The sequence below is a fragment of the Chitinophaga sp. 05T412 genome (genome assembly GCF_056396465.1).
Genome location: NZ_JBFTLN010000002.1, coordinates 259389 through 282312 on the forward strand (window position 1 = coordinate 259389; position 22924 = coordinate 282312).

22 protein-coding genes are annotated in these 22924 nt (G+C 46.2%); 3 read left to right on the forward strand and 19 right to left on the reverse strand.

The window, feature by feature from the left end:
• Nucleotides 1-108: 108 nt before the first annotated feature.
• The 3 genes from AC1DFM_RS04580 to AC1DFM_RS04590 all read right to left on the reverse strand — a co-directional run bounded on the left by AC1DFM_RS04580 (nt 109) and on the right by AC1DFM_RS04590 (nt 3909).
• Nucleotides 109-918, reverse strand: coding sequence for an alpha/beta hydrolase (locus AC1DFM_RS04580; protein ID WP_477075547.1), 810 nt, complete (start codon nt 916-918; stop codon nt 109-111).
• An 83-nt stretch (nt 919-1001) separates the two neighbouring features.
• The gene (locus tag AC1DFM_RS04585; RefSeq protein ID WP_477075548.1) at nt 1002-3320 is read right to left on the reverse strand and encodes a M1 family metallopeptidase; all 2319 of its coding nucleotides are present in this window, start codon (nt 3318-3320) and stop codon (nt 1002-1004) included.
• Nucleotides 3321-3327: 7 nt separating this feature from the next.
• On the reverse strand, nt 3328-3909 hold the full coding sequence (locus tag AC1DFM_RS04590) for a HupE/UreJ family protein (protein WP_477075549.1): 582 nt from the start codon (nt 3907-3909) through the stop codon (nt 3328-3330).
• Between the two features lie 108 nt (nt 3910-4017).
• Between AC1DFM_RS04590 and AC1DFM_RS04595 the strand changes: the two genes are divergently transcribed.
• From AC1DFM_RS04595 to AC1DFM_RS04605, 3 genes are all read left to right on the forward strand, one after another.
• Entirely contained in the window at nt 4018-4467 is a 450-nt protein-coding gene (locus AC1DFM_RS04595) for a DUF6702 family protein (protein ID WP_477075550.1), read from the forward strand.
• 103 nt (nt 4468-4570) lie between these two features.
• A complete protein-coding gene (locus AC1DFM_RS04600) occupies nt 4571-4720 on the forward strand; it encodes a hypothetical protein (RefSeq protein WP_477075551.1) in 150 nt (49 codons plus the stop codon).
• Nucleotides 4721-4764: 44 nt separating this feature from the next.
• The gene (locus AC1DFM_RS04605) at nt 4765-4959 is read left to right on the forward strand and encodes a hypothetical protein (RefSeq protein WP_477075552.1); all 195 of its coding nucleotides are present in this window, start codon (nt 4765-4767) and stop codon (nt 4957-4959) included.
• Between the two features lie 78 nt (nt 4960-5037).
• On the opposite strand, the gene flxY is transcribed toward AC1DFM_RS04605, so the two are convergent.
• Genes flxY through AC1DFM_RS04685 form a run of 16 tightly spaced genes read right to left on the reverse strand, consistent with a single transcriptional unit; the run spans nt 5038 to nt 22921 of the window.
• A complete protein-coding gene (gene flxY / locus AC1DFM_RS04610; RefSeq protein WP_477075553.1) occupies nt 5038-6330 on the reverse strand; it encodes a flexirubin biosynthesis putative acyl-CoA ligase FlxY in 1293 nt (430 codons plus the stop codon).
• Nucleotides 6331-6342: 12 nt separating this feature from the next.
• Entirely contained in the window at nt 6343-6720 is a 378-nt protein-coding gene (gene acpS, locus AC1DFM_RS04615; protein ID WP_477075554.1) for a holo-ACP synthase, read from the reverse strand.
• A complete protein-coding gene (locus AC1DFM_RS04620; RefSeq protein ID WP_477075555.1) occupies nt 6720-8405 on the reverse strand; it encodes a C45 family autoproteolytic acyltransferase/hydolase in 1686 nt (561 codons plus the stop codon). The genes acpS and AC1DFM_RS04620 overlap by 1 nt, the downstream gene beginning before the upstream one ends.
• Nucleotides 8406-8407: 2 nt before the next feature.
• Complete coding sequence (locus tag AC1DFM_RS04625; RefSeq protein WP_477075556.1) at nt 8408-9925, reverse strand: phytoene desaturase family protein; 1518 nt, start codon at nt 9923-9925, stop codon at nt 8408-8410.
• The gene (locus tag AC1DFM_RS04630) at nt 9912-13787 is read right to left on the reverse strand and encodes a 1-acyl-sn-glycerol-3-phosphate acyltransferase (RefSeq protein WP_477075557.1); all 3876 of its coding nucleotides are present in this window, start codon (nt 13785-13787) and stop codon (nt 9912-9914) included. The genes AC1DFM_RS04625 and AC1DFM_RS04630 overlap by 14 nt, the downstream gene beginning before the upstream one ends.
• Nucleotides 13780-14973, reverse strand: a complete 1194-nt coding sequence (locus AC1DFM_RS04635) for a DUF2062 domain-containing protein (RefSeq protein WP_477075558.1) — start codon at nt 14971-14973, stop codon at nt 13780-13782. The genes AC1DFM_RS04630 and AC1DFM_RS04635 overlap by 8 nt, the downstream gene beginning before the upstream one ends.
• The gene (locus tag AC1DFM_RS04640; RefSeq protein WP_477075559.1) at nt 14974-15333 is read right to left on the reverse strand and encodes an ApeI family dehydratase; all 360 of its coding nucleotides are present in this window, start codon (nt 15331-15333) and stop codon (nt 14974-14976) included.
• A gap of 26 nt (nt 15334-15359) precedes the next feature.
• Nucleotides 15360-15983: a flexirubin biosynthesis protein LolB2 gene (lolB2, locus tag AC1DFM_RS04645; protein ID WP_477075560.1), complete on the reverse strand. Its 624-nt coding sequence runs from the start codon at nt 15981-15983 to the stop codon at nt 15360-15362.
• The gene (lolA2, locus tag AC1DFM_RS04650; RefSeq protein ID WP_477075561.1) at nt 15961-16593 is read right to left on the reverse strand and encodes a flexirubin biosynthesis/transport protein LolA2; all 633 of its coding nucleotides are present in this window, start codon (nt 16591-16593) and stop codon (nt 15961-15963) included. The genes lolB2 and lolA2 overlap by 23 nt, the downstream gene beginning before the upstream one ends.
• Nucleotides 16586-17365 (reverse strand): polysaccharide deacetylase family protein, encoded by a 780-nt coding sequence (locus AC1DFM_RS04655; RefSeq protein WP_477075562.1) that lies wholly within the window; start codon nt 17363-17365, stop codon nt 16586-16588. The genes lolA2 and AC1DFM_RS04655 overlap by 8 nt, the downstream gene beginning before the upstream one ends.
• Complete coding sequence (locus AC1DFM_RS04660; RefSeq protein WP_477075563.1) at nt 17359-18423, reverse strand: beta-ketoacyl synthase N-terminal-like domain-containing protein; 1065 nt, start codon at nt 18421-18423, stop codon at nt 17359-17361. Before AC1DFM_RS04660 ends, AC1DFM_RS04655 begins: the two co-directional genes overlap by 7 nt.
• A gap of 34 nt (nt 18424-18457) precedes the next feature.
• On the reverse strand, nt 18458-19651 hold the full coding sequence (locus tag AC1DFM_RS04665) for a beta-ketoacyl-[acyl-carrier-protein] synthase family protein (RefSeq protein WP_477075564.1): 1194 nt from the start codon (nt 19649-19651) through the stop codon (nt 18458-18460).
• Entirely contained in the window at nt 19648-19914 is a 267-nt protein-coding gene (locus AC1DFM_RS04670; protein WP_477075565.1) for a phosphopantetheine-binding protein, read from the reverse strand. Before AC1DFM_RS04670 ends, AC1DFM_RS04665 begins: the two co-directional genes overlap by 4 nt.
• Before the next feature lie 19 nt (nt 19915-19933).
• Nucleotides 19934-20563: a beta-ketoacyl synthase N-terminal-like domain-containing protein gene (locus AC1DFM_RS04675; RefSeq protein WP_477075566.1), complete on the reverse strand. Its 630-nt coding sequence runs from the start codon at nt 20561-20563 to the stop codon at nt 19934-19936.
• The gene (locus AC1DFM_RS04680; RefSeq protein WP_477075567.1) at nt 20556-21812 is read right to left on the reverse strand and encodes an NAD(P)/FAD-dependent oxidoreductase; all 1257 of its coding nucleotides are present in this window, start codon (nt 21810-21812) and stop codon (nt 20556-20558) included. Before AC1DFM_RS04680 ends, AC1DFM_RS04675 begins: the two co-directional genes overlap by 8 nt.
• Nucleotides 21813-21859: 47 nt before the next feature.
• Nucleotides 21860-22921 (reverse strand): SAM-dependent methyltransferase, encoded by a 1062-nt coding sequence (locus AC1DFM_RS04685; RefSeq protein WP_477075568.1) that lies wholly within the window; start codon nt 22919-22921, stop codon nt 21860-21862.
• Nucleotides 22922-22924 lie beyond the last annotated feature (3 nt).

Consider the following 22924-nt stretch of genomic DNA (forward strand, 5'->3'; position numbering starts at 1 on the left):
GTATTCCTGCTGACGGACTTTTTTTAGAGAGAACAAATATTTAACTTTTCATAGGAATTGGACAACGTACATGGCCGGTCTTTTTAAGGACCGGCTTTCTTTTTTTACTTATTGAAAGAAGTGATGAAAGAACAACAACTGATAGGTTACAGCATTACTCCAGTAAGGCCAGTCATGCTGACCTGGACGCTCCGTATAGTCGTGATCGATACCCAGCAGTAATAATTTTTTATGCAGCTCCCGGTTTACATCAATGAAGAAATCTTTCACCCCACAATCGATGGTCAGGGATAAAGTACCCGGCTTCAGCTTTTCCACCTGTTTTATCACCGTATAGTCGGTCCAGTTAGCCCCATCTGGTCCGGGAGGGCCCAGGCGTTTCGCTATATCCCAGTTTTTAGGAAACGGGCGAATATCCGCACCTCCGCTCATGCTACCGGCGGCGCCAAATACATCCGGATGACGAATAGCCAGGAACAACGCGCCATGACCACCCATGCTCAGCCCGGCAATAGCGCGGTGAGCGGGTTCAGGCAATGTCTGGTAATGTTGGTCTATGTAAGCCGGAATTTCTTTGGCTACATAGGTTTCAAAGCGCATAGAGCTATCTACCGGGCTGTCGAAATACCAGCTGGAGTAGGCGCCATCGGGACAAACAATCATCAGCTGGTAAGCATCTGCCAGTTCTTTTACGGCGGGCACCTTTTTCACCCAGTTTGAATAATCGCCGGAGGCGCCGTGTAGCAGGTATACTACCGGGTAGCGCCGGGTGCCGCTTTTGTAGGAATCCGGGGTAATTACCACACATTTATAGGCACGGCGCATTTTTTGGCTGAAAATATCGAGTGTATCAACATTGGCAGCGTTGGCGGTTTGCACCACACATATCAGCAACAAAAGATGGGCAAGTAGCTTCATAACGCAATCATTTTAAGGTATCTGACAAAAAAAGGCGGCTATCATCTGGTATGATAGCCGCCACAAAATATAAAATAGCTTGCTTATTTTGAATTTGCTTTCTTCATGGGGTTGTCACCACTAGATGCACCACGTACTCCTCCTTCTGCTTTAAACAGGTCAAATTTCGACGGAGCCGCTTCTCTTGGCCAGCTGTTATTGCTTTCATCGATATCGGCTGTTTCACGCAAAGGATCGAGTTTAACGGCTACTACTTGTTTATCTTTAGCAAATACCTTCGTTACCTCGTTTTCGTTTTTACGCCAGATATAGGCGGAAATACGTTCGGTTTCTTTGGTACCATCGGCAAATGTCCATTCAATGATGAGGGGCATTACCAGACCGCCTTTGTTGGAGAAGGTAAGCTGATAGAAGTTTTTCTTACTATCGTACAGCACTTTTTCTTCGCGGCTGAGGCTATTATAGAAGCTGTTGTAGGCGGCTTTATCTTCCTGGCTTACTTCAAAGCGGTTCCATTTGCTGTAGAAGTCCTGCAGGCTGGTATCCTGATCTACCGTGTATTTGATGCCGGCCGCTTTATTCTTCTGTCTGGCTACATGATCCATTCCTTTATCGTAGGCAGCCTGCGCGGTTTTCGCTGTTTCTTCCGGATTACCATTCATGCGATACCATTTAACATCATCCAGGGAGATGTCTACCGGTTCGGTACCAAAAAACCAACCGCGCCAAAACCAGTCGAGGTCAACTGCGGAGGCATCTTCCATGGTACGAAAGAAATCTGCCGGCGTGGGGTGCTTAAAGGCCCAGCGGCGGGCATATTCGCGGAAAGCGAAGTCGAACAGTTCGCGGCCCATGACCGTTTCCCGGAGAATATTCAATGCAGTAGCCGGTTTTGCATAGGCATTCGGGCCAAACTGCACGATGTTCTCAGAGTTTGTCATAATCGGCTCCAGCTGATCTTTGGGCATCTTCATATAATCCACAATCTTATGTGCAGGGCCACGGCCGGACGGGAAGTTGCTATCCCACTCCTGTTCCGCCATAAACTGGCAGAAAGTGTTCAGTCCTTCGTCCATCCAGGTCCACTGTCTTTCGTCGGAGTTCACAATCATCGGGAAGAAGTTGTGTCCTACCTCGTGGGTAATCACGCCGATCATGCCATTTTTGGTAGCTTCAGAATAGGTACCGTCTTTATCTGCACGGCCGTAGTTGAAGCAAATCATCGGGTATTCCATACCATTGGCGGCTTCTACGGAGATCGCTACCGGGTAAGGATATGGAATCGTATGTTTAGAGTAAGATTTCACGGTATGTGCTACCACCTTGGTAGAATAGCGGCGATACAGCGGATACGCTTCCGGACCGTAGTACGACATGGCCATTACCTTGTTGCCTTCCACATTGGTGGCCATCGCATCCCATACGATGCGGCGGGAAGATACGAGTGCGAAGTCGCGCACATTCTGCGCTTCATACACCCATGTTTTCGTGTTGGAAGCATTGCCCTGCATCGCTTTCTTTGCCTCGTCGAGGGTGACTACCTCTACAGGTTCTTTACTGGTTTGGGCCTGCTGCCAGCGCTGGTATTGCGCAGGAGTCAGTACTTCTTTATAGTTCTGGCATTCGCCGGTAGCGCCTATGATATGATCTGCGGGCACGGTCATGCGTACACGGAAATTGCCGAAGGTGAGGGCAAATTCACCGCGGCCGGTAAACTGTTTGTTTTGCCAGCCCTGAAAATCGGAGTACACCGCGAGGCGTGGGTACCACTGGGTAATGGTGTACAGGTAGTTTTTATCTTCCGGAAAATATTCATATCCACCACGGCCACCTACGGTCATACGATCGGAGATGTTATACCACCAGGATACTTTAAAGCGATATTTTTCACCCGGCATCAAAGGTTTGGGCAGGTCTATGCGCATCATGGTCTGGTTAACCGTATATGGCAGGGCCTTTCCTTCTGCGTCGGTGATTTTCACGATTTTCACGCCCAGGTCTTTGGTGGATGGCAACAGGCTATTCAACGCAGACAACGTCATTTTATCCGTCATACGGCTTTCGTTGAAGCGTTGGTTATCGCTGTTGGGGTCGTGTTCGTTCTCATCGAGTTGCAGCCACAAATAGGTGAGTGGGTCGGGAGAGTTATTGAAGTAAGTAATGGTTTCTGCGCCGGTAAGCTTTTGTTTTGCGTCATCGATTTGCGCATCTATTTCGTAGTCGGCACGCTGCTGCCAATACTTGGGACCGGGAGCGCCGGAGGCGGAGCGGTACATGTTAGGCGTTTGCAGCATGGTGCCCAGCTGCTCAAAGCGGTTGCCATGGTTGGAGCCAGGATTATTTTGCGCCTGTGCGTACAAACTACTACACAGTACCCCGGCGAGGTAAAGATACTTTCTCATAAACAGTTTAAAAAAACAGGCTTCTCACGCCTTGTATGACCATTAAAAAAGCGATTCCAAATGTTGCAGATGAAAGAAACATATTCCAATCACGGCGTTTTAAATGCCTGATTTTCACGATTCCGGTTGATATCAGCAATATGCACATTACAATAACGATCTGCCCAAATTCCAGCCCCAAATTGAATCCCAGGAGTGGTTTCACGATGTTTGCCTGGCTACCCAGCAAACTTTTCAGATAATTGGAAAATCCTAATCCGTGGATCAATCCAAAAAATAAAGCGTAAAAATAGTTGAGCTGTAGTTGCTGCGGCTCCTCATCGCGGCGGAGGATATTAGAGATAGCCGTTATACAAATGGTAATTGGTATCAGGAATTCCACCAGCGCCGAAGGGACGCGGATAATATGTAACACACTCAAAGCCAGCGTAATGGAATGTCCAATAGTAAATGCGGTCACGAGTACCAACACTTTTCTCCAATCACGCAGTAAGTAGATGGCACTCAACGCTATTACAAACAGAATATGGTCGTAACCTTCCCAATTTATAATATGTTGCCACCCCAACTGAAAATACAACTCGTCCATTGCCCTGCTTTTCTATAATTTTGGTAAGTATAAAGCGTAAAAGTTAATTTTAAAAAAAATTCTAGTCTAGTGGGTTTATTATTATGTAAATGGTGGATAACATTATGGATGGCTGCACTGCACCCGTTTTATGCCAGTGTAACGGAAATTGCCCACAATGCCAATAAAAAAGAACTACAGGTAAGCTGCCGCATTTTCGCGGATGACCTGGAAAATACCCTCAAAGCACAGTATAAAACTTCTTTTGATATCACCCGTCCCGCTAATCGCAAGCAGGTAGAAGGCTACATCGCTGAATACCTTTCGCAACATTTGACCATTACCCTGGATGGCAAAAATGTGCCCCTGCATTTTATCGGATATAAAATAGAAGAAGATGCCGTGTGGAGCTTTCTGGAAGCGGAGAATATACCAACACCAAAGCAGGTGCAGGTGCGGGATAATTTGCTATATGAGCGGCATCCCACGCAAACCAATATGGTGCATGTGTTAGTAGGCGGAGAAAGGAAGAGTGCGAAGCTGGATAATCCGAAGGATTTGGCGGTGCTGGGGTTTTAGGAAGGAGAATATCATTATAATAATCTAATTATCAATTAGATATAAGTATAATTATTTCACAAAAACAACAACAAACAATTATCGTTTTCATTAAATTACATGAATGAAAACAACTACCATCATATCAAAAGAAAATAGGAAAACGCTTGAGGAAATTAAAAGGCTACATGAGGCAAAATCCTTCCTACGTGAATATCTTGCTAAAGGTGGTTTAGCTAAAGATTATCATCTCAGGGCTAATAAGTCAAACTAAAACTTATCCGTCTGTTCCATTTTTTTCTGCTCAAAAACTTCCTTATGATGAATAAAGTAGCCTACACCCCTATTTCTACAGAACAGGAATACATGGCCACTATTCAACGTGTACACATCTTAATGAAAAAAGGAGAATCGAATCTAAACACAGAGGAAGAGCAAGAATTGCAACTGCTTTCTCTGGCAGTAGAAAAATTTGAGGATACCTTTTACCCACTACCCAAACCTACTTGCTAACCAACAACATTAAAAGCACTGCAGCAAGCAGATCAATGTGGTAGAAATTGATTGTGAGCCCCCATTGTCCTAATGTGTTTAATTCCTATTATCCAAAAACTTCACCGGCTTGCGGCTATTCTCTGGAAACTGCATCCGCATGATGTCTTGCTGATTCGTGTATCTCACCTGTGGAATTACACGCAATTTTGCCTGGAGATACGATTTTATCTTGCGGTCCATTTCTTCTGATTCTTCCTTTGGCCAGAGGTRCAGCAAAATTTCATCCGTGCCGAGTTCATTGGAGAATACTTCTACCACAAATTCTTTMACATCTTCCATATCATTCAACAAATCGAAGAGCGCTGGTGGATAAAGGGTAGTACCCTTGTACTTGATCATTTGTTTTTTACGGCCAATTACGGGAGATAACCTGAGCGTATGCCTGCCGCAGCTGCAGGTGTCATAATGATACTGGCAGATATCGCCGGTTTTATAACGCAGCAGGGGCATCCCTTCTACGCCAAGGGTGGTAATGGTTACCTCTCCTTCTTCTCCGGGCGCTACTAATTCGTTATTATCATTCAGTAACTCTACATACAGCAACTCCGGATGATGGTGCCCGCCTTTACCGGCAGCGCACTCTGTAAAGGCCGTCTGCATTTCTGTAGATGCGTAAGTAGAATATAGTTTGATGTTCCACTGCTCTGTAATTTTTTTACCCAGCACATTCAGTGAAAAGTCTGTATTACGGATATTCTCTCCAATACATACCGCTTTCTTTACAGACGTTTGGTTGATATCTATCTGATGTTCTCTGGCATAGGCAATCAGCTTTACAATAAAGGAAGGTACACCTACAATGGTAGTAGGCTTAATACGCTGTATGTTTTCCCATTGCATGCTGGGTACACCAGGCCCTACGCGCAGCACGCCGGCGCCCAGTTTGCGGATACCGTTGTAATAAGCCATGCCCGCCATAAACTGACGATCCAGCGTGAGCATCAGCTGATAAATATCACTATCAGTGCCATCAGCGCAACAAAAAGAAATGTATTCGTTGTAGCTTAAACGTTGCAGATCTTTTTCCGTTAACGGAATAATCACCGGCCGGCCCAACGTACCAGAGGTAGTGGTATATTCTGCTATTTTACTTTTATCTACACACAAAAATTCCCAGTTGTGTTCCTGTAAATCTTCTTTGGTAACAGGGGGAATCAGGGAGAATGCCTCCAGCGATTGAACCTTATCTGCTGCAATACCATGTTTTTTAAACCATGATTTGTAGAAAGGTGAAAACTCACGCAGATAACCCAGCAGGCGCATCACTTCTTTTTCCTGGTAAGCCCTGATGGCTGCTTTCGACTGTAGTTCAATATCTGGTATATACATTCTCCTAAAAATTTATCCTTCAATAATCACCATGGCAACGGCCGCACTTTTTTCATGGGATAAAGACACCCATATTTTTTTGATGCCCATAACCGCATACCTGTTGGCACCATTGCCTATTAAAAAAATTTCTGGTTTGCCTGCTGCATCATTTCGCACTTCAATTTCATCGAAGTTGATGCCGCCATTTCCCCAGCCGGTGCCGAAAGCCTTTAGTACCGCTTCTTTGGCGGCGAAGCGGGCCGCATAACTTTCCGCCCGATTGGTTTGCTGCTCACAATAACTGATTTCAAAAGGCGTGAACACCAGGTTACGGAATCCATCTCCTTTCGCCAGCTTAGCCGCTATGCGAGGCACTTCCACAATGTCTGTTCCGATACCGATGATCATTAGCTTTTCAATTTATTATTACAAAGTGCCAGCTGCTTACGAATATGATTCTCCTCTCCTTTGGTAGCGATTACCTTTGTGAGCGCTGTTTCATAATATTTCTTTGCAGCCGCATATGCTTTGCGTTTGTATTCATAATCCCCCGCCAGCACATAAGTATGATAATACTGCGGATTAGCGGCTACCAAGGCGTTGATATCTACGGTTTGTCCTTCGTGGATCTCATCCCTCAGCTTACGATACGTATTAAACGCAAGATAATCTTTTGACAACAGGAAGCTATCAGCAGGAATAGTCAGCGCACTATCATATACTTCGTGATCAGAAGTCAGACCATGCATGCTGAAAATTTTGTTGAGATCATAGGCTACGTACTCGCCCAGTTGCCATGGCGCCGTAGATACCCATACCAGGCCCTTCTTCGGCTCAAATACGATGGAGTGATGCGCGATCAACTGATTGATGGCCTTTTCATTGCCCATACCAATATCTGCATTGTGTAAACCTCCTCTATCCCGCAGGATACGTACTGTTTTTTGCACTGTATTCGGCCCTTCTTCTTTCATCAATTCCGTCAGTCGTTCATAACGATATTCGGAAGCACTTTCTTTGATTTGCAGTTTATTGGAAACCAGGCTACCCAATGAATCGCCCTGGAAGTGGTTAGTGCAGGTGATAAAGTTTTTGCCGGAGGAATACATATCCATGCCTTCCGGTGTTTTTTCAATAAGTACTGCTTTGTTATCTTCTGCAGAGCCTATCAGGAAAGATTCGGATACAAACATCTTCCGTTTCTTCGCGATATCCCAGGCCTCCTGAATATTTTTTGCATACTGCAATATTTCGCGGGCTACCAACGATACAGGGGTTGCTGCGCCGGTAGGCACGGAGGTTTTAGCCGCGTTGATGGTGACCGTCAGGCCTTTATCATTCATACCAGATACGACGCCTGTAAATCCGCCCCAGGTCACAAACATAAAGTTGTGACCTTTCTCCGGGCGATAGAATACCACCATCTTATCGGCGGCAAACGCATCTCCCATATAAAAATCAAAATTACGGCCAATGATCAGGTTACTGTCGGCCGACAGATCATTCCACGTACCAAACGACGTACAACCCACCAGCATCATGCCCTGCAGGGCATGGCCAATGTCGTGCGCCGCGTGGTAATTCATTAAACGTGCATAGTTACTACCTATATAATCGTAGTTGGGAGAAGCAGAAAATGATTCTCCATAAATTTCTTCTTTAAACTCTTCCGGTACGTGACTGGCTAAATCCCGGTTAAACCAGCCGATGAAGTACTTGAGAAAATGTAGGTAAAAAGTAGATGGCACCATTTTGCTGAATTGTGCCACAAACACATCTTCCTGCCGGCGGATCAATTCTCCGGAGAGCTTTCCGTTAATCACCCCTCTCTCGAAAGGAGCCCCTTCCACATACATTTCGTACAGCCCGCTGTTGCTTTTGCGGAACCAGTTGTTACCTAATGTGTAGGCGGTGCTGTCGAGCTGTGTACGTTGCAGCTGCAAGGCATGCTGATCAGCAATTACCGGTGGCTTCATTTTACTCACCTGTACCAGGTAGATGGCCAGCCCGATAAAGAGCAATAGGAAGATGCCAACAATATATAAGAGTACGCGTCCAAGTCTTCTCCAGCCGCTTCGTTTCTTTGTTTTCACTTTTATGAATGTATTGACTGATTAATTTCATCTACCAGGAAATCCATCCCCAGCAATTCTGCCGAGGTGATGACGCTGCTGATAGTTACCCCTAAAATTCCGTGCAAGTTCAGGTTTTGACCGGTAAGATACAAATTGGATAGCTTGGTACGGGCCGAAACCATGGTCCGTAGCGGATCTGTACAATCTTTTGCAATGCCGTACATGCTGCCATCGCTGGTACCGATGTAATCCCGGTAAGACAATGGGGTGGCCACGTAGTAAGACTGCACACAGTGGCGGAATCCCGGGAACTGCTTCTCCACACAATCTATCAGTTGATTGGCTTTGAGGTTTTTGAAGGCCTCATAGTCGGCGCCACGGCTACCCGGTGTTAATACGGTGTTGAAGGTATCCTGCCACGGGGCCATTTCTTCGTAACGCATATATGTCATTACCGACAGACAATCCGCATATGTTTCATGCCGGGAACTGGCAGATACGTACATGGCGTATGTTTGCGGCCAGGCATCGGTTTGATAGTCGATACCCGCCCAGGCATTATCGGTAGCATGATAGTAATGATTGTAGTTCAGGTATTTGAAGGTGCCCGGCTTTAGCACTACATTCAACACAAAAGCTCCTACGGAGTTTTCCAGGGTTTGCATCCGGTTGCGGTAGGCGCTGCGCAGTGCATCACTGTGAGTAATAGCCATTGTTTGCGCAGGATGCAGGTTGGAAATGTAATGAGTAGCCTGTGCGGTAGAACCATCCTGTAACACAATATGATCTACCCGGTCGCCCACTCCCTGAATAGCGGTGACCGCCATATTGCGGATAATGTCGCCGCCATTATCGCGGATTTGCCGGCACAGCAGTTTACCGATTTGTGAGCCGCCATCCACACATTTCCAGGAACTTTTCATGTAGCTGTTTACCACCAACGCATGTACGTAGAAAGGCGTTTTAGCCTCCACACCAGCATATAACAGGTTATTGCCAGCCAGTACCTGTTGCAGCTTTTCGTTGGCTGTAATGCTACGCAGATAATCGGCGGTATTGAGGTTCAGTACGCTGCGTTTTTCTTCATAGTCGCCGGTACGCAGGTTATATAGCGGAAACTTGCTGCAAACCTCCGTGATCTTATCACAATAAGCGCGCAATGCCACTTCTTCTTCCGGAAAATCTTCCAACAGGGTTTGGATAAAATTCTCCTCTCCCTGTGCCAAACGATATACTTTATCATCGCCAGCGAAACTGATATGATCGAAACCGTTCATATCCATGCGTTTCAGCCGGAGCTTATCGTAGATGCCGAGGTATTGAAATACTTTATATAAATTTTCTCCGGGGGCCAGGCCTCCAATATAATGCACTCCCGAATCGAAGATGACTTTCTCCCGTGAATAAGTTTGCAAACAACCGCCGGTTTGCCGGTTCTTTTCGTATATGCCTACACGATACCCGTTACGGCTGAGGATAGCGCCACATACCAGGCCTCCAAGGCCGCTGCCTATAATGATGACATCATAGTTGCGCATAGTTTTTCTGGGGGAGTTTTTTGATAACAAATATTACATTGGAGGTGTATCGGGTATTGTCTATTTCCTCCGCTACTGCACCATATTTGTTAACCAGACTACGCACATGTGCAGCTGAGAAAAACGACAATTGCTTATTCTTCGTTTTATTAAACCCAATTACCTTAGTTGACATAAACTCTGTAAACTTAGTCCCATCGTGCCTCTTGGAGAGGTCACTATCTCCGTCACGTATTACAATCACTCCTTCAGGCGTCAGTTTGCTAATACATTGCTGCAGCAGCGTTTCCTGTTCTTCCGGTGATAAATAATGCAGCATATCGCTTAAGATAAACGCATCATATAATTCAAAAGGTGTATCTGCAATATCACCATGTATAAATTGGAGCTGTTCCGGCTTATTATAGCAGTAGCTGGCGGTGGCTATTTTATCTTCATCATAGTCAATGCCGGTAATCTGTCTGCCTGGCGCTGTCCAGGTGAGCATATAGTCCATAAAGCCGTATCCACAGCCGATGTCCAGTATACGTCCTTCTTTGGGCAACAGCTGATGGAATAACTCATAACTGCCTTCCATGCGTGTTTTGATGCGCATATACCATTCCAGTACCGGGCCTTTGTAAATGAAGTTATACTTTAGCTGCTCCTGGAAATATTTAGGCACTTCTATTTCTGCACGTAACAACTCGTACTGTTGCTTAAAGTAGCGGCTGATAGATTTCGTACGTGCGCTGTAGTTATCGCCCCAAACAGCATCAGTGGGAGCAATACGTGGCAGATACTTCACCGTTACTGTTCCATCTTTCAACAGAAAATCGCCTTTACTCATCGTATAGGCGGTACCGTGAATAACCATGGGTAATATATCCAGGCCGAGTTGTTCTGCAATATAAAAAGCGCCCTTATGAAAACGCTTGATAGCAGGGTCCGGAGAGCGGGTACCTTCCGGATATATCACAATAGAATAGCCTTCTTTCACACGTTCCCGCAATTTTTCAATAGCTCCTTCTGCCCCATCTGCCACCGGATAATAATCGGCCAATCGCACTACGGCGCCGAATACCGGCGAACGCCACACCCATTGGTTAGTGAGTAAAATCACTTTCGGATGCAGCATGGTAGAAACGAGGATATCCAGGAACGACTGATGATTGCTGATAATCACCGCTGGCTTTGCCAGGTTTTCGTTTGTTGGATTAATAATGCGCTTCTTCACATTCTTCATAATATACAATACACTATGGGTGTAGGCAGAAAGAATGCGATGATATAATACCTTTCCTTTTTCCTTGTTAAATGGATTCAGGCGGATCAGCACGGTGCCGATTACTGTTAATAACAAACAGCCTGTAGTAAAGTAGATAAACGAAAATACGGAGAGTGTCCAGCCTTTAAACGTCCATGGCGCATAGCTTTTGCGCACACGATTGGTGATTAACCAGTTAAAGAGGAATGGAATCAATACCTGCGAAATCAGCACTACCGTACCTATACCAATAATAGATATCAAGGCGATAGATTTCAGCGAAGGATGCTGTGCAAAAATCAGTACGCCCAGTCCCAGCATGGTAGTGATGGCCGACAGGAATATCGACGATTTGAAAGAAGAAAGGGTTTTCTTGCCGGTTTTGTATTCCTGCAACAGCCCGTCCATCATAAATATGCTGTAGTCATCTCCCAAACCAAAAATAAAGGTGGAAAGGATAATGTTTACGATGTTGAATTTAATTCCAAACAGCCCCATGATTCCCAGTATCCAAATCCAGCTGATAGCCATCGGGATAAAGGTGATCAACGCCAGTTCAATACGGCCGTAAGACAGCAACAGCGCCGCAAACACCAGCAGGGAGGTCATCCAGGCAATGCTGTTGAATTCATCTTTAATCACTTCCACTAATCGGTTCGCCGCATATTGTTTATCCAACACCGTAGTACCGGGTAAATTTTCCAATGCGTTGTACACAGCCTGTTTATGCGCCGGATCAACCTTCAACAGGGTGACCAGCGAAGTAGCTTTATTTTTCTGAATGATAAAATCACCGAGATTTCCGCTGCGCAATACTTTCAGCGCATCGGGTGATAATGGCTGGTAAGCAGTATTCAGCATACCCTCAAAAGGATTAAAGGCGGCATTGCTGAAACCTAGCCCGGTTCCTTCTTTACGCAGGTATTGCAGCAGTTGCTGCTTTTTCTCTGCTGTCCAATATTTATTCCAGCGGTCAATTCGTATCTGCTGCTCTTTATTAGATAACAGTAACGCCTGTACGCCGGCATATTTTTTCACGATGCCCTTTGCCTGCAGATCTGCTATTACAGGCATTAGTTGCTCCCCTCTTTCCAGCGCGCCTTCCAGATCTTGCCCGTCAGATACCACGTACACAGATTGAGCAATATAAGAATTGACTGCATTGAGCTGGGCTTCTGCAGTCTTCAGCTGCGGCGTCATATAGTTCATCCGCATCATATCGCTTTCGAAGGATACGTTGCCGGCGGTATAAAAGAATACGATGGTGAGGATAAAAATGGCGCCTACCAGGTACTTATTTTTCTCAGGTTTGTAGTCCGATAATTTGTCGAGCCAGTTTTCTTTATGGGTGTGTACCTTATGTGGTTTGTGTCCAATAACAATCCAATGCGGTAAAAAGATCAGGGAAAATAAAGCAGCGCCTATCAGGCTGAATGCAGCAAACAAGCCTACGTCTTTGAGCATAGGAGAATGTACAAACTGCAGGCAGAGGAAACCGCCCACAGTAGTAAAACTACCGAGTGTCATAGGCATCCCCAGATCATCAATCACCTCACGGATATCCTGCGAATGGCGGAAGTGGTTAAACACATGCAGGGAGTAATTTACCGCAATGCCCAATACCACTGCTCCTGCTCCCATGGCCATGACAGAGATATGTCCTTTCAGTACGTATATCCATGCCAGTGAAAAAAGTCCGCCGAATACTACTGGCAACATCACCAGTACGGGGGAACGTTTTTTCCGGAAAAACAGGGCAATCAATACAATGAGCAACACAACGGTGATGCCTTGTGTCAGGAAAGTATCCTGTCGCAACTGCGTGGCATTACCCACAGATACGGCAGTACCTCCAAAATAAGAAGCAGTTACACCGGGATAATGCTGGTCGATGCTGTCTTTCAGTTTATCCAGTCCCTGCAGGAATTGCGCATTGATTTTTGTGGCACCCGGCGGGTTAGCGGGGGTGATGAAAATCAACACATGCTTGTGATCCTTGGTGATCACATAGTTATCGTACAATTCAAACTGATCATCGTATTGCAGGTGCTGTAATTTCTTTACGCCTATCCACGAAATACCAACAGGATCGGCTTGTATCATCTTCTTCAATACCAGTCCTGCGGGTGATATCAGGGTGTTATAATCGTACTGTAAAGACTTTTGCAGCTGGGCGGTTTCCAGCAGGCTATCTACTTTCGTGTAGTCCTTTTCTTCCAGGAAGATGGGTAAATGTTGTTGTATCACCTGCATCAAACCCATGACCATGGAATCTTCTGCCTGCGATTGAATGCTGCGGATATAAGGCGTCAGTTGGGCGCCGGCAGTGGAGGCCAGGTCAGCAGCATAGGCCGTTAAACTATCTGGCTGTGCTTCTTTTGTAGTATCTTTTTGGGAGATGGTAACAATGAGTTTGTCCGCAAAACGCGAATCCTGGAACACCTGTTGCAGCTTGTCCAGTTTCTTATCCTGTGGCAAAATTTTGGTGATATCTTCCTCCAGCTTTATTTGTGCGGCGAAATACCCTACCAGCAGAAAGCTGGCAATGGTACAAGTCCACAGCCAGCCTTTATGCTTTTCAAAAAAGTTATATATCGCTACAAAAAAGCTACCCATTTTTTTTCTCTTTTCTAAATATTGACAACATTCCCCAACTCACGGCCCACACTACTATTCCGGCTACTATTGCCAGGGTGATAGCCCCCAACACATACTGCAGCATATTTTCCTTGATAGTATCAAAATTAAAACCATCTTTAAATATGAGATCACCGGCAGTTTGTCCTATCCATACTTTACCTGCCAGAAAGCTGGCGAAGAGCACAAACGGCGTGAGTGGCGGCGTACTGATATGTGCGGAAAGCAACACCAGCGCCTTATTTAATTTTAGTTTGATAGATACCAATATCGCTACCAGCAGCTGAAAGCCCCAGATAGGAATAATAGCCATAAACACGCCAAAACCAATAGCAATGGCCTTGCGCATGTTAGATTCATCTGCTCTCAGTACTTCTTCTTTCCACATCTTCTTCCAGTTCTCTTTCTTCAACAGAAAGCGAATAAAATCGCGGGGCTTGATATAAAGGAAAGTAGTGAGTACCAGGAAGGTATTCAAAATGGTGATACGCGTTACATCCCGTACCGGGCGGAAATGCGATACCCTTTCTTCTGGTGGCGGATAATATACTTTCACCGGCGTCCAGTCGACCGTAATCCCTTTCCAGGCGCTGCGCACCAGCACTTCTATTTCAAATTCGTATTTAGTACAGAAATAATGCATGTTGCCCATGCGGCGCAGGGGATACAGGCGATACCCGGATTGTGTATCGGGTCCTTTCAGGCCGGTAGTTACGTTGAACCAGAAGTTAGATACTTTATTGGCGGAAGTACTTTTCCCTGGCATATTTTCCTGGTGCAGGTTACGGGCGCCAATGATGAGTGCACCAGGGCGCTCATCAATCTGTTGCAGCATGTTGGGCAGATCGGTGGCAAAGTGCTGCCCGTCTGCGTCCATGGTGATCACGTAATCATATCCCTGCTGCATGGCATAGGCAAATCCACGGCGAAGGGCAATACCTTTACCACGGTTAGGGCTATACGATACTAATTGCAGGGAAGGAAACTGTTCCAGCACAGCGAGCGTTTCATCGGTAGCGCCATCGTTTACTACAATGACATGGTCGGTGTAGGTGAGGGCGTCCTTTAATACGGTACCGAGTGTGCCGGCATTGTTGTACGTAGGGATTAACACCGCTGCGCGGTGACGTTCAAAGTGTGCGTTATGTGTAGGCTGTGTGGTCACTTAGTTAAATATACCCTGGAACTTCATAAATGTTTTGTCTTCCCGCTTTAAGGTAGCGTTCACTTTCCAACCGGTTTCTTCTGCTTTGTAGCTAACAGTAACGTCTACCAATGGCTGTTTGGTAGGATCTATCATCTGCAAAAATTTCATCTGTATTGCTTTCTTCAGCATCACCTTTTGCTTCACGGCACCTTCCAGCACTTCCGTGATGGTTTGCATCATACATACACCAGGTACTACCGGCTGCTCAGGGAAGTGTCCCTGAAAAACAGGATGGGCCGCATTCAGTTCAATGGTAACGGTTACCTGTCCGGGTTCTTCGTTGTGTGTGGTTACTGTATAAAAATTACCTGCTAACATGTGCTGTGATTATATTGATTTGTATGTTATTTCTCGACTTTCTGTAAAGAGATATTGAATTTGAAATGCTCGTGACGGATAAGAATCGTATCCGGTATACCATTGTTGTAATGCTGCATCCACACGGTTACTGCGGGCTTACGTTTAGAGGATTTCTCTATGCGTACCAGCTGGGTACAGGCCGTATCAGTCATGTAATAGTTGTTCCCTTTTTCAGTGGGCACTACCACATAACGGTAACGGTTATCCGCTGCCACATGCGCCGCGTGTAAATCGGGATGCAACAGTACCAGCGCAAAATCCTGCTTCAGTGTTTTCACTACTGCTTTCTTGTCCATTTTGGCCAGCAGAAAATGCTTGGTAAAATTGCCCTGTTTATCAAATTCAAAATCAAAGAACTTAAATCCCATTTCGTTGGCAAACACCACGCGGGTACTGCTGTCCGGCATTTGCTTGAAGAACAGGAGTCCGCTCAGGTGATGCTTTAAAATGTCTACCTGTGTGCTGTAAAGGGTCGCATTAAACTGCGGACTGAACTGACGGATACAATTCACGTCGCCCGTTACCGGTTTTAATCCCTTGTACACCGACCTGCATCCGTTTGTAAACAGGGCGAGGCCTAACAGGCTACTTAGCAGAAAATACCGCATCCGGGATGTTTGTGTTCAATTGTTTATGTAAAAAGCTGATGGTGGTATCATCACCGGAAGATTCTGCCATCGTAATTTTCGATACGGAATAATCCTGTTTATCTACCAACAGCACAATCGACTTAAAGTATTCCTTCATCACTTTATTCACCGGCTCCAGCTCCAAACGGTAGTACTGGGCGTTTTCGGTGGCTTTGGTGGTGAAGTCGGCGTTGTCCAGTACGGTGCCGCGTACGCAATCGACTGTAATTTTATTGATCTGCTCAAACAGCTTATTGCTTTTGCCCGACACTTTATTTTCCTTCTGTGCATCTTTTATGCGGATATCTTTTCCGTTGATGACCAGCAAGTAGTAAGAAGGCTGGAGGTATTCCATTCTTACTTTATTATCTTTCTTAAACCAGAATTTGCCTTTGGACACTATTTTATCCGACAGCATACTCAGGTTTTTTTCCTGTACAAAATCGCATTGGATGCTTTGTGTGTTTTGCGCCGCTTTTGCAAACTGCTGTTTCAGCGGCGTGATATCTGCCACAGGCTTAAAACCGGTTTGAGCCTGTGTTTGCAGGCTGATCACCGCACACATAAAAATTAATATCCATTTACACATATGCACGCACTTTTAACATTTTATCGATTCGTTCCAATTGATATCCCTGTTGACGGATACCGTAGATGAGTTGTGGTAATATATCGGCCGTTATCTTACAGGTATCATGTAATAAAATAACAGCGCCGGGGGTAAGCTGTTCCAGTATACGGTTCAGCAGTGCTGTTTCATCTTTGGCCACGGTGTCCAGGGAGCGGATATTCCAGCCTACCGGCAGATAATTACCTGCTTTTACCGCCCTTGCCAGGTTCGGATTGGTAACCCCATATGGTGGGCGAAACAGCCGCGGAGTAAGGCCGGTAGCGTGTACCGTTACCGCATCCATCTGTTGCATATCCGTGAGCATATTGCCCGATAGTTTCATATCAAACCAAAAATCATGGGAGTAAGTATGATTACCGATGACATGTCCATCTGCGTATATGCGTTTCAGTAAGCGCTCATTACCACTGATATTTTTGCCAATACAAAAAAACGCAGCAGGCACTTCCTGTTGCTGCAGAATATCGAGTATTTGCGGGGTGTAGGTAGCATCAGGGCCATCATCAAAAGAAAGCGCCACTACCTTCTCGATGGTATCTGCCTTGCACAACACCTTCATAAAAAATCCGGCTTCTATGTTGATAGCGCCGTGAATAGTAGGTGGCAGAAAAATAAGCAGTGGTAATCCATACGCCCAGAAGGGAATGGACAACGCCAGGTACTTGTCCAGGAACACGAGTACCAGGAGACTAAAGATAGCGGCGATATTTACTACTTTATTATTTAACATGCCGTGAGCAATACCAGGGAGTGGTGTGTTCCCAGATGATGGTTATACACTAATACTTTCTTTATTTTTTCCGGCGCCTTTCCGTAAAATTCAGCGGCTTCGGGTAGGTGTTGTTCTGCTATGATGCCGTTGGCCATCCATACGCCAAAACCGGCGGCGGTGGGGTATTCACCACAGAGGTGTTTGAAACAGGCTTCTGCATGGTCCGGGAATAGCGCTGCAGCTACTTCTTCATAAATTTCATCCTGATCTATATCTCCGTTTCTGCCGGTAACAATCAGGTCAATATCTGCGGGGGTACAATTATGTTCCTCCAGGAATTTCATGATATGGCCAATCACCTCTCCTTCCCAAAGTGGCTTGTACAGCGTGCTTACACCCGTGAGTTCTGCTACTGTGCCAGGATCTTTGTTGACGCCCAGTGTAAAAAAAGCAGCGCCTTCGCCGGCAATAGTACCGGTGCTGGGACTGTTGAGCACTTCCATTGTTTTCACCGGCGCTTTTTTATACAAACCAAAGCGCGACAACAAAGGATGGCTATAATTGGTAATTTCATCTACCCCGCCGACCAGGATATGTTTGGCGGAGCCCTCCATCAAAATCATGATAGCATCCTGCAAGGCGTTTTCAAATGAAAAGCCGCGATGCACGAAGGTATTGTTATACCCATTGCAACTCAGCAGCAGGGCTATTTGTCCGGCTACGGTGTTGTGGGTACTCTGTATAAATGCGGTAGGCGTCAGCATTTCTTCCTGCTGGTTCACCATCTTCGTTAAAAACACGCCGGTATCATCGAGGCAGCCATAGGCGGTGCCGGTGATGATCGCATCAGGAGTAGTAATGCCGGCAGCTTCCAGGCTCAGATTAGCAGCACCTACGCCCATTTTCACCACACGACTCATGCGGCGGATCTGCTTCACATCAATCCATTGTTTATAATCCGGATCTACGGTAGACAGGCGAACCTGTTCGTATTCCCGGGGAGTAGCCAGCAAAGGGCCTCCCTGCGCAGTTTCCTGCGGAGATATACAACCGGTGCCATTTATGTAGATATTCATGTAGCTATTAGCTTTTAGCGGTTAGCTGTTAGTATTATGCTCTCGAAAAAATCAAACTGGAGCAGTTGCCTCCAAAACCAAAGGAATTAGACATTACATGTTGCAGGTTGTGTCCAGTGGAATAACTGGTAGCCGGTGCAAAGGGTAATTCTTTCATTTGGTGTTCAAAGCGTGCGTTGGGATAAATGATGCCTTCTTTTACCGCGAGGGCAGAGAATACAGCTTCTATTCCACCGCTGGCGCCCAGCGTATGGCCGGTGAACGATTTAGTGGAGCTCATGGCCGGAAAATGCGGCGCAAAAAGCCTGTTAATGGCAATCCCTTCAGACACATCATTGTTTTGTGTGCCGGTGCCATGTAAATTGATGTAACCAATTTGTTGCGGCTGCAATCCACTCATATCCAATGCTCCCTTCATGGCCAGGTAGTTCCCGGTGCCATCCGGGGAGGAAGCGGTTTGATGGTATGCATCGTTGGCGTTGGCAAAGCCACTCAAACGGCACCATGGCTGCAACTGGGCAGCCAGGCTATCGGATACCAGCACCACATAGCCGGCACCTTCTCCGAGGTTCAACCCGGTACGGGTATCATCGAAAGGGCGGCAAGGCTGCTGATCCAGGATCATCAGTGTATTAAATCCATTCAGTGTAAAACGGGTGAGTGCATCTGTTCCACCGGCAATCACCACATCCACCTTATTATTGCGGATGAGACGGGAGCCATACATCAGTGCGTTAGCACCGGAAGAACAGGCCGTGCTGATGGTAGACACATGATGCCGGATGCCCAGCATATCGGCTACCAGCTCGGTAATGCTGCCGCATTCGTGGTGCGCTACCTGGTGCAGACGGCCACCGCCTGGGTTCGCGAGGAATTCCGGGAAGAAATCTTCCGTTTTATCCATTCCCCCAACAGTGTTACCGGAAATAAATCCCACACGATAATGCGAGATATCGCCCAATCCGCTGGACTGCCACGCCTCACGGGCGGCAATCATGCTCAGCAGCGCAGTGCGACTGATATGTTCAGGCATACGTGCCATGTTGGCCAGTGTGGCATTATCTGCCTTCACTTCCGCCACAGGAAAGGTACCGCGATGTACAGACGAGAGGTATTGCATGGCTGCCATTCCAGGCTTCATATCCCGGAACGACTGCAAACAGGCCTTCAGATCCAGGCCTATACCGCTGATCACCCCACCACCTGCTATCCACACCTTTTCACTCATGCCTTTACGGTTTGCTGTGCAGTAATGTATTCTGCCATGGTGCGAACAGACTGGAAGATTTTTGGTCCTTCTTCCGGATTGGCAATGCGGATATTATAATGCTGTTGCAGTAATACAATCAATTCCAGCGCATCGATAGAATCCAGCCCGAGGCCGTCTTTAGAGAACAGCACCTGATCGTTGCCGATGCTTTCCGGGGTCACTTCCTGCAAGTTCAATTGTTCAATGATCTGCGCTTTCAGATCCGCCATCAACTTTTCCACTGTAATTTGATTAAAGTTATTAACTGATTTTCTGTTGATAAAACGCCTGCAAAGCAGCTGCTGTTAAGGGCTGCGCTTTGTCATGCGGTGTATTTTCCACGAGGAATAATGCTACCTCGTATTGTTGTTCCATTACTTCTACCCAACCACAAATGCAAGCCCGTAAAGGTGTAGTAGCCAGCAATTGCGCCGGATAGGTGCTCATCAGTGCGGTATCAAAGGTATCTGATACAAAAAAAGTATTCTCTCCTTTAAAACCGTGCCGTATCGCTATTTCTCCCATTACAATATTAGGCAGCGTATACACGAAAAGCGCCGGGCTGGCAAAATCTTTCACCGTGGCGTAATAGCGCAAATCTGTATCCAGACTGCTGCTGCGGTTAGATAATACCATGCCTACCTGTTCTGGCGACAATTGCTTTATCGCGGTATCTTTCAATAATACTTCCGCGGCCAGCCAACCTAATTTGCTGAGGGCATCCATTTTATGAAATTTAGGATACTGACCGGAAAAACGGTCGTATCCCGCCCGCAGAAAATCCGGTAACTCCAGCTCCTGCCCTGCTTCCCATATACATTCGCCATTCAGGAATACCTGATGATGGCGGATGATACAACTACCTGTAATGTATGCCGACTCACTATTCAATGGGTGAATTACTTTTTAATTTTTCTGTTAATTCTATTGTTCTGGCCAAACGCTTCAACGCAGTGTCATGATTTTTCACAAACGGATTGCTCATATCCCACACATAACCAGCCAATACCGAGCAAATTTGTCCTTTGATCACCGGGTCTGCATCTTTCTTAAAGAAAATGGTATCCAGGGTTCCTTCGTACCAGGCCATTACATAAGAGCGGAAAGTGTTTACGCCTTGCATGGTAGGTTCCATGTATTCTTTCTCCCAGTCGACTGCTTCCCCTTTCAGTTTTTTGATCACCAGTTTGGCAGMGGTTTGTGCAGACACACAGGCCAAAGTTACGCCAGAAGAGAAAATCGGGTCCAGAAATTCTGTTACGTTGCCGGTCAGCACAAATCCATCTCCATAAAATTTATCGGTGGTGGCAGACCAGGACTGTAATATGCGGGGTTCAAATACCAGTTCCACATCGCGGAAACGCTCCCTGGTATAGGGTTCTGCTTCCAGCAAGGCGCGATATTTTTCTTCGTCGGTACCGGGATATTGTTCAAAAAATTCCGGATCTCCCACAAAACCCAGGGAAGTAACCCCTGTAGCAAAAGGAATGATCCAGATCCACACTCCTTTTTTATGTACTACTGCGGTGATACGGTTAGGTTCATCCGCCATAGAGCGCCGTACATCTACCGTGTGGGCAAACAGGGCTTTACGGGGCTGCAGGTTAGAGTTTTTTTCCAGGTTAAACAATTTGGGAATAACCCTGCCATAACCGCTGCCGTCTACTATAAACCGGGCTTCAATCTGAGATTGATGGCCGTCTTTGTCTTCTACGGTGGTGATGGAATCTGATCCGTTAAAGCGTATGTCCGTTACCGTTGTTTCGTATGCTACGGGAACGCCCATGCTTTCCACGGTATCAGCCAGTGTTTTATCAAAATCTGCACGAGTTACCTGCCAGGTCCAGGTCCATCCCGGGGTAAATTGCTCCTCAAAGGTGAAATCACACACCGCGCTGTCTTTCACAAACTTGGCACCGAACTTCTGCTGAAAACCTTTTGCTTTGATGGCATCAATGAAACCCGCCTCCTGCAATGCATCCATGCTACGGGGTAATAAGCTTTCACCGATTACAAAACGGGGAAATTTTTGCTTTTCCACCACTTTAACTTTGTATCCTGCCTGATGAATAATAGAAGCAGCTACTGTTCCTGCCGGACCTGCCCCTATTACCAATACATCAACTTGCTCAGTTTTCATAAAAGATCGATTTTTTTGGGAGTTGTAGATTATATGATTAAAAGCTTTTACTTCTTTTTACATTTCAGCAACGTATAGTTCATACCCATCTGATCATTTTCCTCGATGATCTGTAATCCGGCGTCTTCAACACATTGGAAGAAATCGTCGGTATGATACATCTGGCTGTTGCCGTTGGCCATCGCGGTAAAATACAGGGATGTCTGCTGCAGGCAGAAGGCGGCAGATTTAAATTGCTGGCGGTTCCAGAATGGTTCCAGGATATATACAATGCCATCTTCGTTGAGCGCTTCGCGGCAACGTTTCAGGATAGATACAATTTCTGCTTCAGAGAAACAATCCAGGAACTGGCTCATCCAGATGGCATCAAAGCCTTGTGGGAAAGGCAATTCTTCATGCAGGATGTTGGCGATATGAAAATGTACGCGGTTTTCAACACCGGCATCTTTCATTTTTTGTTGTGCCAAACCCGCCTGACCTGGTAAATCGAAGATGGTTACTTCTACATCCGGATCTTTGGCGGTGCAGGCCAGTGCCCATTTACCGGTGTTACCACCAATATCGAGCAGACGTTTGGGTTTCTTTTCAAAAACAATATTCAATGCTTCAGGGGTAGCCAGGTCAGAGTAGTAGTGGTCGAAGTCGAACCAGCTTTTACCTACTTCAGGTGGCAGCAATGACAAACCAGGATAGATGGTATCCCAGGGGCCGAGTTCACGCAAACCGGCGGGCTTTCCATCTCTCAGACTTTCCTGCAGGTGATTCATGCCTTTGTAGCAGATATCCTGGGAGAAGTCCATGTTAATGCGGGTGAGCTGATCGTGTAAAATAAAGTAGCCAGTTTTGGTGAGGGTATACCGTTTATCATTTACGATCACCAGTTCCATTCCTAAACCTGCTTCCAGCAATACTCTTACTGCATAACGCGACATCTTGGTTTGCTCGATGATTTCCTCAATGGTGATACCTGCAGAGCGGCTGTTGCTCACCGCAGTTAAAATACCCATATCACGCAATGCTCTGGTAGCCTGGAAAGCAACAGGGGCAAATGCCAGACGTAATGCTGCTTCTTTTGCTTCCAGTGCTGTTTTAGTTTCTTTATTGAACACGAC